Below are 14,526 nucleotides of genomic sequence, written 5' to 3'. Positions count from 1 at the left end.
CGCTTCGGGGGCACCCAGAACCAAGTGGATCCGCGAAATCATTAGGGAAACGAGCCGATATGCGCCTGCTGCACACCTCGGACTGGCACCTCGGCAGAAGCTTCCACGGACACCCGACGGTGCCGCAGTTGCGTGAGGTGCTCGCGGAGCTACCGAAGCTGGTGCGCGAGCACGAGGTCGACGCGGTGCTCGTCGCGGGCGACGTCTTTGACCACGCGGCGCCGGCGGCCGAGCTCTACGCGGTGCTCGCCGAGGTGATCCGCGGCATCCGCGAGGCCGGTGCCGTCGTCGTGCTCTCGAGCGGCAACCACGACAACGCGAGCCGGCTCGGGTTCCAGGCCGAGTGGGCGGCGCTGGGCGGTGTGCACGTGCTCGCGGCGCCCGACGCGTTCCGGCGGCCCGTGCGGCTCACCGACGAGCACGGCACGGTCGACATCTATGGCATCCCGTACCTCGAGCCGATGCTGCAGCGCGGCCTCTACCCGGGCGAGGAGCTGCGCGAGCACCACACGCTGCTCGCTCGTGTGACGGGCGAGATCGCCGAACTGCGGGCCGCGCGAGGGGGTCGTTCGGTCGCGATGGCGCACTGCTTTGCGGTGGCGACGGCAGTGGGCGACAACGGGCAGGATCCTGCCGTCGCCGAGGCGGCCGCGGGGCTGCAGCGCGACGTCACCTCGGGCGGGCTCGACCTCGTGCCCGCGTCGGTGTTCTCGGGGTTCGACTACGCCGCACTCGGGCACATCCACGGCCGGCAGCGCCTCGCCGAGGGCATTCGCTACAGCGGCGCCCCGCTGCACCTCTCCTTCTCCGAGGCGGGCAAGCCGCGCGGGGTGTGGCTCGTCGAGCTCGATGCCGCAGGCCTCGACGCGGTGACCTGGCTCGACCTGCCGGTGCCCCGGCCGCTCGCTCGGCTGCGCGGCACGCTCGAAGGGGTGCTCGCCGACCCGGCCCACGCGCCACACGAGCAGGATTGGGTGCAGGTGACGCTCACCGACCCCGTGCGCCCGATCGACGCGATGCGCCGCCTGCGCGAGCGCTTCCCGTTCTGCGCCCAGCTGGAGTTCGCGCCCGAGGGGGCGCCGGCGAAGTCGACGCGCAGCTATGCGGCCCGGGTGGAGCGCCGCCCAGATGTCGAAGTCGTCGACGAGTTCCTGCAGCACGTCCGCGCGGGCGAGGGCGCGAGCCCCGACGAGCGCGCTCTCCTCGCCGAGGTGCTCGCCGCCGCCGGGGCGGCCGGAAGTGCCGGCACCGACGCGAAGGGCAACTGACATGCGGGTACTCCGCCTCGAGATCACCGGCTTCGGGCCGTTCCACCGCACGCAGACACTCGACTTCGAGCGGGCGGCGAGCGACGGGATCCTGCTGATCGGGGGGCGCACCGGGGCGGGCAAGTCGAGCGTGCTCGACGCGATCAGCTTCGCGCTGTACGGCGCCGTGCCGCGGTACGACGGCGACGCGAAGCGGGTGCGTAGCGACCACTGCGGTCCCGACGACGAGACCTCGGTCGTGCTCGAGTTCGAGATGTCGGGGGAGCGGTACCGCGTGCGGCGCACGCCCGACTGGGAGCGGCCGAAGCGCCGCGGGGCCGGCACCACGACGCAGAAGGGCGAGGCCGAGCTTTGGCGCTTCGACGAAGCGGCCGGCGAGTGGGACGGGGTCGCCGCGCGGCCCACCGACGTGGCGGCCGAGCTGGCGCCCGTGCTCGCGCTCAACCACGACCAGTTCCTGCAGGTCATTTTGCTTGCGCAGAACCGCTTCCAGCGCTTCCTGCACGCGAAAGACGCCGAGCGCCAGGCGCTGCTGCGCACCCTGTTCGCGAGCCAGCGCTTCGACCGGATCGAGCAGGATCTCGCCGCCCGCCGCAAGGCCGCGGAGCAAGCGCACGGCACGGCCGAGAGCCTCGTCGCGGGGCTGCTCGAGCAGGCTGAGGCGCGGGTGGCGGGGGCCTGGGGCGATAGTGACGGCGTTCTCGATCCCGGCGCCGATGTGGCTGAGGCCACCGAGCCCGCTGCCGCATCGCCGCTTCCGACCGGCCCCGCCGCCCGCCGCGAGGCGTTGGGTGTCGCGGCCGCGCGGCTGCGCGCCGTGGCGACGAACCGCCAGGCCGAGGCGGATGCCGCGCTCGCCGCAGACGAGGCCGCCGAGTCCGAGCTGCAGTCTGCCCGCCACCTGCTCCGCCGTCAACTGAAGCTGCGCACAGCCCAGCGCGATGAGCGCGAGCTCGACGAGACCGCCGAGGCCATCGCCCAAGATCGCGCCCGCCGCGACGCCGCCGAGCGCGCCGCGCGCGTGGGCGACGCCGTCCGGCGGGAGGCCGCCGCGGTGGCTGCCCGATCGGCCGCGGACGACGAGCTGACCGTACATGCGACCGCGCTCGATGCCGCCCGCGAGGCGGCGGGGGAGCACGCGCTCGACGGGCTCGTCGAGGGGGAGACACAGCCTGCTACCGTCACCGCCGAGCAGGCCCACGCCGCCACCGGGGCGCTCTCGGCGCTCGTCACCCGTGAGGGCGGGCTCGCGCTGCGCGACGCCCAGATCGAGGCGCTTGAGGCCGCCCACACCGCGGCGGAGGCTTCGCTCGCCGAGACCCGCGAGCGGGCGGCCCAGCTGCCGACCCAGCTCGCGGAAGCAGAACAGGCCGAGCAGGCGGCGCTGACCGCGAGCGCGCCGCGCGCAGAACTCTTCGCGGCGCTTGAGCGCGCCGAGGTGGCCCGCGCCGCCGCCGCCCGGGTGGTCGCGCTTGAGGCGAAGCTTGAAACTCTCCGCGGCGAGACGAGCGACGCCGCCGACCGCGCGGCCCTCGCGCTCGACGCCTACCGTGATCTTCTTGCGCGGCGCCGGGCGGGCGCCGCGGGCATCCTCGCGGCCGAGCTGAAGCCCGGCGAGCCGTGCGCGGTGTGCGGCTCGACGGAGCACCCGGACCCCGCGAGCCCCGACGCGGCCGACCCGGCGATAACCGACGCCCCCGACCTCTCCGAGGCCGCGCTGGCAGACGCCGAGGCCGCCACCGACGCCACCCGCGACGCCCTCGATCGGGCCCGCGCGGCCGAGGCGCTCGTTGCCACCGAGCTCGCCGCCGCCCGCACCGAAAGCGGGGGCCGCGACGCCGAGGCCGCCGAGCAACTCGTCAGAGAAGCGCACGCCGCGCACGCCGCCGCCCAGGCCGCGGCCAACGAACTTCCCGCCCGCCAGGCCGAGACCGCGCGGCTGCGCGCCGAGCGCGAGTCGGCCGACGAGTCCATCCGGCTCGCCGCTGAGGCCCTCGCGGCGGCAGGCGCCAGCGCGCAGGCCGCCCGCGCCGAGCGAGACGCCGAGGCGACCGCCCTTGACGAGGCGCGCGTCGGCTTCGACAGCCTCACCGCCCGCCGCGACGCAGTCGCCGCGCTCGCCCAGGCCCTCGACCGGCACGCAGCCACGACGGCCGCCGCAACCCGCGCGGCCGACACCGTGGCTCAGGCCAAACAAGAGGCCACCGCTGCCCTCGGCACCCACGGCTTCGCCACCCCGGCCGAGGCACAGGAAGCGGAGCTGCCCGAGCCCGAGCTCGCCGAGCTCACCGACACCATCAAGAAATACGACGCCGAGCGGCAGCGCATCGACGGCGTGCTCGCCGAGCCCGAGCTGCAAGGCCTCCGGCGGGATCCTGCACCGATCGTCGCGGCCGAAGCCCGACAGCAGCTCGCCCGGGAGCGCGCCCGCGCGGCCGCGAAGGCCGACGCCGACGCCACGCACGAGGCCGACGAGCTCGACGAGTTGCTGGCCCGGGTCGACGCCCAGCTCGCCGAGAGCGCGGCGGGAGCCGAGGCGCTCGCGCTGATCCGGAATCTCGCAGGAAGTGTCGAGGGGAAAGACCCGAACACGCGGCGCATGCGGCTTGAGGTGTTCGTGCTCGCGGCGAGGCTCGAGGCGATCATCGAGGCCGCGAACAGGCGCCTGAGCGCGATGGTCGGCGGCCGGTACACGCTCGAACACGACGACAGCCTGCAGGCGCGCGGGCGCCAGTCCGGGCTCGGGCTGCGCGTGCTCGACGAGTACACGGGGCGCCCGCGCAGCAGCGAGTCGCTCTCGGGCGGCGAGACCTTCCTCGCCTCGCTCGCCCTCGCGCTCGGCCTCGCCGACGTCGTGACGGCCGAGGCAGGCGGCATCACGCTCGACACGATCTTCATCGACGAGGGCTTCGGCTCGCTCGACCCCGACGCGCTCGGTCAGGCGATGGCGATCCTGGACAGTTTGCGCGAGGGCGGGCGCACTGTCGCCCTCATTAGTCACGTCGCGGAAATGAAAGAGCAAATCCCGGCCAGAATAGAGGTGGTCGTCGACAGTTCTGGTGCGAGTCGCATCGAGTACGACGACACGGGTGGCACAGATCGGGCCCCCGGGAAGGACACCCCCTCATGACGCTCGGCGAACTGCTCGACCAGCACGCAGACGAAGACTTCGGCGGCACGCTCGGCGACCCCGACGCGATCTTCGCGGCGTTCGAGGAGTGGGCGTGGGAAGAGAAGGCGCTGCGCCTCTACCCCGCGCAGGAAGAGGCGGTGCTCGAGATCGCCTTCGGCAGCAACGTCATCCTCGCGACCCCGACCGGCACCGGGAAGTCGCTCGTCGCCCTCGGCGCGCACTTCGTCGCCCTGGCCGAGGGGCGCCGCACCGTCTACACCGCACCCATTAAGGCCCTGGTCAGCGAGAAGTTCTTCGACCTCGTCGCCGTGTTTGGCGCCGAGAAGGTCGGCATGATCACGGGCGACAGCTCGATCAACCCCGACGCCCCCATCATCTGCTGCACTGCCGAGATTCTCGCGAACCTCGCGTTGCGCGACCGCGACACCGGCGGCATTACGCAGGTCGTCATGGACGAGTTCCATTTCTACGCAGAGCCGGATCGCGGCTGGGCGTGGCAGGTGCCGCTGCTCATGATGAAGGACACGCAGTTCCTCCTCATGTCGGCGACGCTCGGCGACGTCGACGACCTCGCGGACGACATCAGCCGCCGTACCGGGCGCTCGACCGCGAACATCTCGGGCGTCGAGCGGCCCGTCCCGCTCGCGTTCACCTACGCCGTGACGCCCGCGCACGAGACCGTCGAGAAGCTGCTCGAGGACGGCCAGGCGCCGGTGTACATCGTGCACTTCGCGCAGGCCGCGGCGGTGGAGCGGGCGCAGGCGCTCTCGAGCATCCGTGTCGTCACGCGCGAGCAGCGCGACGAGATCGCCGACGCGATCGGCACCTTCCGCTTCGCCACCGGCTTTGGGCAGACGCTGTCGCGCCTCGTCCGCGCCGGCATCGGCGTGCACCATGCGGGCATGCTGCCCCGCTACCGACGCCTCGTCGAGACGCTCGCCCAGCGCGGGCTGCTGCGCGTCATCTGCGGCACCGACACCCTCGGCGTCGGCATCAACGTGCCGATCCGCACGGTCATGCTCACGGCGCTCACGAAATACGACGGCGAACGCATGCGCCAGCTCACCGCCCGCGAGTTCCACCAGATCGCGGGGCGTGCGGGTCGCGCCGGCTACGACACCGAGGGCGACATCGTCGTGCTCGCGCCCGAGCATGAGATCGAGAACGTGAAGCTCGCGGCGAAGGCGGCCGCGAAGGCCGACGGCAAGGCGGGCGGGAAGAAGGCCAAGCCGGCCAAGAAGAAGTCGGCGCCGCAAGGCTTCGTCTCATGGAGCGAGTCGAGCATGGAACGCCTGATCGGAGCGCAGCCCGAGGCGCTCGTGAGTCGGATGAAGATCACGCACTCGATGGTGCTCTCGGTCATCGCCCGTGGCGAGCGGCACGAGGGGGAGGCGCTCGCGACGATGCGCGAGCTCATCTTCGACAATCACGAGCCGCGCGCGCGCCAGTACGCGCACGCCCGCACCGCGATCGACATCTTCAAGACGCTGCGCCGCGGCGGCATCGTCGACCTGGTCGAGGAGCGCGGGCAGCACCTGCTGCGTCTCACTGTCGAGCTGCAGGCGAACTTCGCGCTGAACCAGCCGCTGTCGCCCTTCGCGCTCGCGGCGATCGAGCTGCTCGAGCCCGAGAGCGAGACCTACGCGCTCGACGTCATCTCGGTGATCGAGGCGACACTTGAGGACCCCCGCGCGATCGTGCGGGCGCAGGAGCACAAGGCGCGCGGCGAGGCGATCGGCGCAATGAAGGCCGAGGGCATCGAGTACGACGAGCGCATGGAGCGGGTCGAACTCATCACCTACCCCAAGCCGCTCGAGGAGCTACTCGGCGAGGCGTTCGAGGCGTACACGGCCGAGGTGCCGTGGGCGCGCGACTACGCACTGCGCCCCAAGAGTGTCGTGCGCGACATGGTCGAGCGGGCCTTCAACTTCCGCGACCTCGTCTCCTACTACGAGCTCAGCCGCGTCGAGGGCACCGTGCTGCGATACCTCTCGGACGCGTTCCGCGCGATCGAGCGCACCGTGCCCGTCGATAAGAAGACAGAAGAGCTCGAGGACCTCATCGAGTGGCTCGGCGAGCTCGTACGCCAGGTCGACTCGAGCCTGCTCGACGAGTGGGAGTCGCTCGCGCACCCCGACCCCGAGGCGCACGAGAAGGCCACGCACGAGTTGCCGCCGCCCTCACGCAGCGTGCTCGCGAACGAGCGAGCGTTCATCGTCATGCTGCGCAACGCCCTGTTCCGCCGGGTGCAGGCCGCATCGCACGAGTACTACCGCGAGCTCGCCGAGATCGACTCGGGCTTCGGCTTCACCGAGGACGACTGGCGCGACGCGCTCGACAAGTACTTCGACGAGTACGACTCGATCGCTATCGACGCGACCGCGCGCTCACCGAAGCTGCTCGAGATCGAGCGCGGCGAGCCGGGCGCGAACGTCTGGAAGTTCCGTCAGGTCCTGCAGGATCCCGAAGGTGACCACGACTGGTCGATTCGCGGCATCGTCGACCTCGACGAGTCGGAGGAGGCCGGGCAACCGGTCGTCATAGTGCAGGAGGTCGGGCCGCACGGAAGCTAGTGGGGCTTTCGCTCCGCCATGCTTCGTCGCCGTCGAGCGTGCTTTAGCCCTGACGGTGACCTGCGGCTGCCGCGGTTCCCGGCCCTGCGGGCTGGAAACCTCGCCCTCAGCTCGTGTGGTTGCGTTCGCTCGATAGGTTGCGCCCTCGGATCAGGGTGCTGCTCGCCGTCGAGCTTGCGCAAGGTGCTGCTTCCAGTCATCTGAAGCGACCGATCGCGCAAGCTCGACGAGGGCGAGCCTAGGGTGACAGCGGGGGAGTCGCCTAGTTTGCTGCGATCGGGCGCGTCAGCAGGCGCAGGACCTTGCGGAAGCCGAGCGATTCGAGTGCTTCGGGCCAGCCCGCGTCGGTCTCGCTGTCGAGCGCGATGAGCGCCGAGGTCGCGCCAGCTGCGGCAAACGGTGCGAGCGCCGCCTCGAGAGCTGCGGCGTCGGCCTCGACGTCGTATTCCGGCTGGCCGACGACCAGGACGTCTGAAGTGAGCCACGTGTCGTCGGGGCCGTCCTCGAGCGCGAGGGCGAACAGCGCTTCTTCGTCATCGAGGTGCTCGTCGAGCAGCTCGCCCAGGCGATCCTCGTTGGTCTTGCGCTCGCCCACGGCTGGTCCGCCTGCGGGTGCGAGGCGCAGCCAGGTCTCACCGCGCTCGACGAAGCCAGCGTGCTCGTAGAAGGCATCCGCCGATTCATTGCCGGTCATGACCTCGAGGGCGGACTCGGCTGCTTCCCAGCGCTCGGACGCCTCCGTTTCGACCGCGGCGAGCAGCAGGGTGCCGATGCCCTGTCCGCGCGTTTCGGGCAGCAGGACCAGGCTCTCGATGGTGACGATCGAGCGCTCGTCGTCCTCGTCGATCGGATCGTCCTCGTACGCCAGCGCGTAGCCCGAGGGCACGCCGGCCGTGTGGGCGACGATGGCGAAGGCGGTGTGATCCTTGAAGATCTGTTCGTAGTGCGCGAAGCGCAGCGGCCAGCTCTCTTCGCGGGGACGGACGGCGAGGCCGGCGTCACCGTTCTCGTGGTGGTGGTCGTAGAGCGCCTCCCAGAGCGGCTGCACGATGGGCAGCAACTCGATGCCGCCCATCTTCAGTTCGACCTCGGGCTGGGCTGATGAGTTCGTGGGGAGATCGTCTTCGCGCATGGGATTGAGTGTATCGCCGAGGCGGTGGAGAAGGCCGGGTGGCGCGGGCCCGGGCTCGCCGGTGAGCGGGATGGCGGCGCGACGGCAGACCTCTGTGGTGCAGCGACTATCCGGTGCGGCGGCGGCGCAGCGCGTCGAGCCCCGGCGGCCGCGTCGGTGGTCGCACGGATCGCCAGCTGCGACCGGAGTCGATCCACGGCGGGGCAAGCACCTCGGGCAACCCGTCTCTCATGCGTACTTCCCACCCGTTCGATCCGAGGGATCGGTGGTGATACCAACACAGGGTGGCTCCGTTGTCGGTATGAGTAGATCCGCCTTTGGCGTGCTCGGTCACGTGGTGAACTTCGCACCAGGAAGCGGGGACGCTGCAGCCGGGAATGATGCAGCCGCCGTCGCGCATCGCGATCACGCGGCGCTGATGGGCGGTGAAGATGCGTTGGGAGTTGCCGAGCTCGATGACGCGGCCGTCGCTGTTCTGCACGACCCGGTGCACGCTGCCAGTGCAGCTGGCGTGGGCAACGCCGTCGATTGAAATCGGGGTGACCTCGCCGTCGTGCCCGTGCAGCCAGCCGAACCCGTGCTTCGCCGTGAGCTGTTCCTCTTCGACCTGGATGAGCACGGTGACTGCGGCCCCGCCCAGCGTCGGGATGCTGCCTTGCTGACTCGCCGCCTGCGCGATCGCGGCGAACGCGTCGTGGCGCCGCTGGCCGGGTGTGCGGCGGTCGGCGGGTACGAAGTCTTCGGCGTCGCCGCCTGAATCGTCGGAGGGGTCGACCGGGACGAAGCGAACCGAACTCCCGCCGGCAAGGGCGGGAGTGCCGGCAATTGATGGCGGAGTGGAGAGAGCGGTGTCCTCGTTGGCGGTGGCGGTTGCAGTGGCAGTGGCGGTAGGGCCACCGGCCTCGCGAGTGCGCGGCGAATTGATCGCGTCGAACATGCGGCCCACGAGCGCTGCGACCTCCGGCGCCACCGCGCCCCGAATCGGCACGAGACCGTTCTTCTCGTGGCCGAAGCTGATGAAGCGATGCATCTGCTGCTGGTCGAAGCGGGGTTCGGGGCCGTCCTGGTCGAGAACCGCGACCCACGGCCGGCACATCGTCCGGATGTCGTCCGCGTGCGCCGCCGACACGGCGGCCTGGCCGCCCGGCGGCGTCGTGCCGCAAGCCGCCGCGACCAGGCACTGCTCGGCATGCGAGACATCCTCGGCATTAACGTGGCCGGGGAGCGCGCCGAGCCCGCGCGTGATGATCTCGGCGCTCTCGATGCAAATCGTGTGCGAGGCAAGCGCTGCCGCGACCGCGGGAAACCTCGGTGGGACGGTGCTGCCCGAGAGCCCCAGCTGAGCGCGCGTCACACGGGCGAGCGCGAACCGCTTCGTGGCGGTGCCCGCCGACACCAGGGCGAGGCGCCGCAGGAGCTCGGTCGCGTTGTGGCAGCCGTGCCGGAACGCGAGGGAGCCCGAGCCGAAGTCGTTTCGCGCTCGATGGTCTACTTCGCCCGCGAGCTCGACGCGCAGCGCGTCCACCTGCCGCCCCAAGGCCTCCACTTGCTGGGTGAGCGCAACGATCTCGCGGTCCGTCTTGAGCCCCAGTCTGTCGCCGACCGCCTCAGAAAGCGCCGCGGCGGCTCGAATGAGCAGCGCCTGCGAGGCGATTTCGGGGGTGTCGTCGTCGACACCGGAAGCGGTGAGTGCCATACCTTATTCTCTCATGAATAGAAGAAAACTTCGATGGAGAGTCGCAACAAAGAGGGAATATATCTTCGACAAAGCGAAGGCATTCAACGGCCGCCACCAACCCACTCAGTCGGCAGGCCGCTCAACTTCCTCGATATCCTGATCCCGCAGCTGTACCTGCTCTATTCTGGGCACATCTGCTCGGCGAAATGCCGGGCGACGCCGGGCGCTGCCCCGGCAGCACAGGTGACACCAGCTGGGCGAACACCAAGCGAGAGGCGATCGAGCGATGACCGACCACACCCAGGGCGCAGAAGCCCTCACCCGTGACGAACTGTTGGCCATCGCCGACCACACGCTGCTCGCCAGCGACACAACGCCGGCGCAGCTCGATGCCTTCCTCGACGCCGCACGCGAGCTCGGCGTCAAGCGCGTCTGCATCAGCCCCTCCCTCTTGCCCGTCGACAAGCGCGGGCTCGAGATCGTCACGGTCGTCGGCTTCCCCTCGGGAGCCCACCACGCCGAGGTCAAGGCCTTCGAAGCCGCGCGAGCAGTGAAGGATGGCGCCGACGAGATCGACATGGTCGTGAACCTCGGGCTCGTGCGCGCCGGCAACTTCGCCGCGGTCCAGGACGAGGTGCGCGCGGTGCGCAACGCGACCGAGGGGCACGTGCTCAAGGTCATTCTCGAGACCGCGGCGCTCTCGGACATCGAGATCGTCCTGGCGAGCCGCGCCGCCGAGGGCGGGGGAGCGGACTTCGTCAAGACCTCCACCGGCTTCCACCCCGCGGGCGGCGCGAGCGTTGCGGCCGTCCGCATCATGTCCGACACCGTCGGCGGGCGCCTTGGCGTCAAGGCCTCGGGCGGCGTGCGCACGGCCGCCGCAGTGCGCGAGCTCTACGCCGCCGGCGCGACCCGGTTCGGACTCTCGGGCACGGCCGCGATCGCTGCCGAGCTCGAGGCTGACGAGAACGGTGCGGGCGATGGCGGTGGGCAGGATCCTGCCGGTGCAGCCGGGGCAAACCAACCTGGCGGGGCTGGTGCCGCTGATACCGCCGCCGAGACCGGCGGATACTAGCGCCATGCGCCTCGGAGTCATCGACGTCGGGTCGAACACTGTCCATCTGCTGATCGTCGATGCGCACGCCGGTGCGAGCCCCGTGCCGTACCACTCGCAGCGGTCGACGCTGCGGCTCATGCGCTACCTCGACGCCGAGGGCGCGATCAGTGAGATCGGCATTCGCCTGATCGTCTCGTCGATCCAGGAGGCGGTCACGACCGTCAACGAGATCGGTGTCGACGATCTCATTCCCACAGCGACCTCGGCCATTCGCGAGGCGACCAACGGCGAGGAGGTGCTCGCGCGCATCGCCCGAGAGACCGGAGTCACGCTGCGGGTGCTGTCGGGCGAGGATGAGGCGCGCATCACGATGCTCGCTGTGCGGCGCTGGCTCGGCTGGTCGGCGGGGGAGATCCTGCTGTTTGACATCGGTGGCGGCTCGTTCGAGATCGCGCAGGGGGCCGACGAGTACCCCGATGTGCAGGTCTCGCTGCCGCTCGGTGCCGGCCGCTCGACGATCAACTACCTGCCGGAGGATCCGCCCACCCGCGAGGCCGTCTCGGCGCTCCGCGCGCACGCCCGCGAGGAGTTCACGAAGGTGCGCGACGAGATGTTCGCCGGCCGCCCGCGGCCCAAGCGCGTCGTGGGGACGTCGAAGACGATCCGCTCGCTCGCGCGGCTGGTGGGCGGTCCGGCGGATCCTGAAACCGGGGACCTCGCGCCGCTGCACTACGCGGGCCTGCGCGACTGGGAGCCGACCCTGCGCGAGATGCCGTCGACGGTGCGCCAATACCTGCCAGGGATCACGCCTGAGCGCGGGTACCAGGTGCTCGCGGGCGCGATCGTGCTGCGCACCGCCATGAAGGTGTTCGAGGTCTCGACACTGACCATTTCGCCGTGGGCGCTGCGCGAGGGTATTGTGCTGCGTTACATCGACGCCCTTGATTCGCCGGGCGCCGAGCCCGTTTCTGATGCTGAACTCGAAGTGGAGACCATCTCATGATCCGTTTTCTCTGGCACGTCCTCGTGCAGGTTGTCCTTGCCGCAGCAGCGCTGCTCATCGCCGGCTGGCTGATCGACGGGGTGCAGCTGCATGTTGGCGGCTTCTTCGTCGCGGTCGGGGTGTTTGCGCTCGCGCAGTCGCTGCTCGGCCCATTCGTATTCAACATGGCGCGCCAGTACGCCTCTGCCGTGCTCGGCGGCATCGGCATCGTCACAACGTTCCTCGCGCTCTGGATCGCGACGCTCTTCCCGGGCGGGCTGCAGATCTCGGGCGTATCCGCCTGGATCGCGACGCCCGTCATCGTCTGGGTGATCACGGCACTCGGCACCTGGATCTTGATGGGGCTGATCATCGAGAAAAAGCTCGCGGCGAAGGCGGAGCAAAAGAGGATCGCCCGCGCGCTCGAGAAGAAGTAGGGGCGGCACGCCCGGAATCTGCGTTCCGGGCGCCCGTTTTGAGTTCTCCCGTGGGCATGAGGTAGAGTTACATCTCGGTGCTACTGATCCGAAACGGTCTGAAGCCCTTGGGGTATGGTGTAATTGGCAACACGGCTGATTCTGGTTCAGTTGTTCTTGGTTCGAGTCCAGGTACCCCAGCTTTGAGAGAAAACCCCCGCCGCGTGCGGGGGTTTTCTTGGTTTTGCGGGCGTCGGGAGCCTTAGGTGCAGAGCGGCGAGAAGATGAAAGTGTCTGTGTGGCCACGCCGATATGGCTCCAGCTTTCACATCGCGCAAACCAGATTCATTTTGCGCTGAGGATGGCACAACGCGGCAATCAGGACTGCGTTCATACCTAGATTCAGTGTATGAAACATTCATTCTGGCGAGCCATGCCCAGTGCCGGGCGGGGCCGCACTCGTAGCGGCTCAGCCGAATCCACCTTCTCGCATCGACTCGGCATGTTGCTGGTGGCCACCCTGGCCGTGACCGGCGCAGGCCTCGGCGGCGTCAGCGCCGCGAACGCGACACCTGAGACAGACTCGACGCCGCCCGCAGTCGCACCCGCCAGCGGAGACGCGCAGGCGCCCGGCGCGCCCATGCGCGCCCTGGCAGCTGTTCCGGGCGTCGCCACGACGACTGAGGCGAGCCTCTGGGTCACGCCGAGCACGTATGGGAACTCGCTGGCGCTCTCGGTCACTGTCACGCCCGCAGGGGCATCGTTCTTTATGGGCGCTCCTGTCCTGCTCGAGGTCGACGGCGTGCAGCTCGGGGAAGGCGTTCTCCTCTACGTCGGCGATGGGAAGTTCTGGGCGATTGTTCCGGCGACCACTCTCTTGTCCGCGGGGACGCACCAGGTTGTCGCGAAGTTCCCGGGGTACTCGAGCGGCATCCCCGGGATTCCCGACGCGCTGCCATCTGAGAGCGCTCCGATCACCGTCACCGTTGCGGCGGCGACCACGACGACGACCATCACCAGCTCGCCGGCGACCACGACCGCCTTCACTCCCATTGACGTTGCGGCAAAAGTTACGGGAGGCCCGGCTGGCGTGAGCGGAAATGCCTCGCTGCTCGCCGACAATGTCCCTGTTGCAACCCAGGCGCTCGGTGCCGACGGCACCGTGCTCTTCGAGGACGTGATCGTACCGTTCGGCACGCCCGAACTCTCGGTCGCCTACCTCGGTGACGATGGTGGGGACTACAAGGTCTCGGTGTCACCCACCGTGGCAATCAGGATCGACGAGGTCGCGACCGAGACGAGCCTCAGCCTCTCCAAGTCGCGTGCTCGTGCGGGCGACCCGGTAACGTTCGTGGCGACAGTGCGTAACACCAGCGGTGCGAACCTCGTCGATCCGCGCAGCGGGATTGAGATCCTGGTCGACGGAGACGTGGTCTACACCGAGGTCTCTTCCGACGACGGCGACGCCTCGCCCGGCGACGGTGTGACGCAGTTCGAGGTCACGCTCTCGGACACCCTTCTCGGTGAGCACACCGCGACGGCGCGCTTCCTCCCCGCCCCCGGCTTCGAAGCGTCGGAAAGTGACGAGATCGACCTGCAGGTCGACGGCATCGACACCGTGCTGACTCCGGCTGCGGCCGAGCTGCGTGGCACGCCCAAGCACCCGGCGATCGCTACGGTTGACGTCACGAAGGTGCCGGCCCCCGACGTCAACGTGACGCGCTCCTCGGTTCAGGCCCTCGACGCGGCTCTGCCGACCGACACCGGCGCACCGGTGGACGGCTATGTGCAGGCCTTCCTCGGCGACGAGCCGGTCGGCGACCCGATCCTGGTGGAAGATGGAGCCGGAACCGGCCCGATCGCCGGGCTGCCGATCGGCACGCACGAGGTCGAGCTGCGGTTCACCGCCGGCACCTACGGGATGTTCAGCAGCTCGGCGACCGTCTCGGTTACCGTTACCGCGGACGCCGCCGTCGCCCCAGCGGGAAACGGCGGCAAGCCCGCCCTCTCCGCGACGGGTAGCGGCGATGTGCAGCCGTTCGCCCTCGTGGCGCTCGGCCTGATGGTGAGCGCAGGCTTGCTGCTGACACTCGCGAGGCGCCGCCGCTCCGCCTAGGCGCGAGCGCACGTAGAACAACGAACGCGCGCGTTGCCTCCCGAACAGGATGCAGCGCGCGCGTTCTTTTGTGCCGGTGGTCCGGCTTAGCGCACTTGAGGCATAGGTGTCGGCGTGCAGGTCGTGATGCTGAACAACGATCCGTTCGAGCCCTAGGTCATCGGCTTCTTT

The 14,526-nt window shown here is 69.9% G+C and carries 9 protein-coding genes and 1 tRNA gene; 8 read left to right on the top strand and 2 right to left on the bottom strand.

Going from position 1 to position 14,526, the window contains the following annotated elements:
- Window positions 1–59: 59 nt before the first annotated feature.
- From KOE53_RS10120 to KOE53_RS10110, 3 genes are read left to right on the top strand one after another with little or no spacing between them, the layout of a single operon-like run.
- Window positions 60–1,268 carry an exonuclease SbcCD subunit D gene (locus KOE53_RS10120; RefSeq protein ID WP_188058381.1) on the top strand — a complete coding sequence of 403 codons (1,209 nt, stop codon included), beginning with the start codon at window positions 60–62 and terminating at the stop codon, window positions 1,266–1,268.
- A gap of 1 nt (window position 1,269) precedes the next feature.
- A complete protein-coding gene (locus KOE53_RS10115) occupies window positions 1,270–4,398 on the top strand; it encodes an AAA family ATPase (protein ID WP_188058380.1) in 3,129 nt (1,042 codons plus the stop codon).
- Window positions 4,395–6,974 (top strand): DEAD/DEAH box helicase, encoded by a 2,580-nt coding sequence (locus tag KOE53_RS10110; protein WP_188058379.1) that lies wholly within the window; start codon window positions 4,395–4,397, stop codon window positions 6,972–6,974. The genes KOE53_RS10115 and KOE53_RS10110 overlap by 4 nt, the downstream gene beginning before the upstream one ends.
- 262 nt (window positions 6,975–7,236) lie before the next feature.
- Here KOE53_RS10110 and KOE53_RS10105 read toward each other — a convergent pair whose 3' ends face one another.
- Window positions 7,237–8,106 carry a GNAT family N-acetyltransferase gene (locus tag KOE53_RS10105; RefSeq protein ID WP_188058378.1) on the bottom strand — a complete coding sequence of 290 codons (870 nt, stop codon included), beginning with the start codon at window positions 8,104–8,106 and terminating at the stop codon, window positions 7,237–7,239.
- Between the two features lie 106 nt (window positions 8,107–8,212).
- Window positions 8,213–9,802: an HNH endonuclease signature motif containing protein gene (locus KOE53_RS10100; RefSeq protein WP_188058377.1), complete on the bottom strand. Its 1,590-nt coding sequence runs from the start codon at window positions 9,800–9,802 to the stop codon at window positions 8,213–8,215.
- A gap of 268 nt (window positions 9,803–10,070) precedes the next feature.
- Here KOE53_RS10100 and deoC point away from each other — a divergent pair, with 268 nt between their 5' ends.
- The 5 genes from deoC to KOE53_RS10075 all read left to right on the top strand — a co-directional run bounded on the left by deoC (window position 10,071) and on the right by KOE53_RS10075 (window position 14,355).
- Complete coding sequence (deoC, locus tag KOE53_RS10095; protein WP_188058376.1) at window positions 10,071–10,859, top strand: deoxyribose-phosphate aldolase; 789 nt, start codon at window positions 10,071–10,073, stop codon at window positions 10,857–10,859.
- 4 nt (window positions 10,860–10,863) lie between these two features.
- The gene (locus KOE53_RS10090) at window positions 10,864–11,844 is read left to right on the top strand and encodes a Ppx/GppA phosphatase family protein (protein WP_188058375.1); all 981 of its coding nucleotides are present in this window, start codon (window positions 10,864–10,866) and stop codon (window positions 11,842–11,844) included.
- The gene (locus KOE53_RS10085; RefSeq protein ID WP_188058374.1) at window positions 11,841–12,260 is read left to right on the top strand and encodes a phage holin family protein; all 420 of its coding nucleotides are present in this window, start codon (window positions 11,841–11,843) and stop codon (window positions 12,258–12,260) included. Before KOE53_RS10090 ends, KOE53_RS10085 begins: the two co-directional genes overlap by 4 nt.
- 108 nt (window positions 12,261–12,368) lie before the next feature.
- Window positions 12,369–12,440 (top strand) — tRNA-Gln (locus KOE53_RS10080).
- 208 nt (window positions 12,441–12,648) lie between these two features.
- Entirely contained in the window at window positions 12,649–14,355 is a 1,707-nt protein-coding gene (locus KOE53_RS10075; protein ID WP_188058373.1) for an Ig-like domain repeat protein, read from the top strand.
- Window positions 14,356–14,526 lie beyond the last annotated feature (171 nt).

The sequence above is a fragment of the Leucobacter sp. CX87 genome (assembly GCF_018682295.1).
Classification (GTDB): domain Bacteria; phylum Actinomycetota; class Actinomycetes; order Actinomycetales; family Microbacteriaceae; genus Cx-87.
This window is presented reverse-complemented; position numbering and strand designations above follow the sequence as displayed.

What these genes read in the sequence shown, in the direction of transcription:
- KOE53_RS10120 (WP_188058381.1), top strand. Translation starts at nt 60, where the DNA reads ATGCGCCTGCTGCACACCTCGGACTGGCACCTCGGCAGAAGCTTCCAC.
- KOE53_RS10115 (WP_188058380.1), top strand. Translation starts at nt 1,270, where the DNA reads ATGCGGGTACTCCGCCTCGAGATCACCGGCTTCGGGCCGTTCCACCGC.
- KOE53_RS10110 (WP_188058379.1), top strand. Translation starts at nt 4,395, where the DNA reads ATGACGCTCGGCGAACTGCTCGACCAGCACGCAGACGAAGACTTCGGC.
- KOE53_RS10105 (WP_188058378.1), bottom strand. Translation starts at nt 8,106, where the DNA reads ATGCGCGAAGACGATCTCCCCACGAACTCATCAGCCCAGCCCGAGGTC.
- KOE53_RS10100 (WP_188058377.1), bottom strand. Translation starts at nt 9,802, where the DNA reads ATGGCACTCACCGCTTCCGGTGTCGACGACGACACCCCCGAAATCGCC.
- deoC (WP_188058376.1), top strand. Translation starts at nt 10,071, where the DNA reads ATGACCGACCACACCCAGGGCGCAGAAGCCCTCACCCGTGACGAACTG.
- KOE53_RS10090 (WP_188058375.1), top strand. Translation starts at nt 10,864, where the DNA reads ATGCGCCTCGGAGTCATCGACGTCGGGTCGAACACTGTCCATCTGCTG.
- KOE53_RS10085 (WP_188058374.1), top strand. Translation starts at nt 11,841, where the DNA reads ATGATCCGTTTTCTCTGGCACGTCCTCGTGCAGGTTGTCCTTGCCGCA.
- KOE53_RS10075 (WP_188058373.1), top strand. Translation starts at nt 12,649, where the DNA reads ATGAAACATTCATTCTGGCGAGCCATGCCCAGTGCCGGGCGGGGCCGC.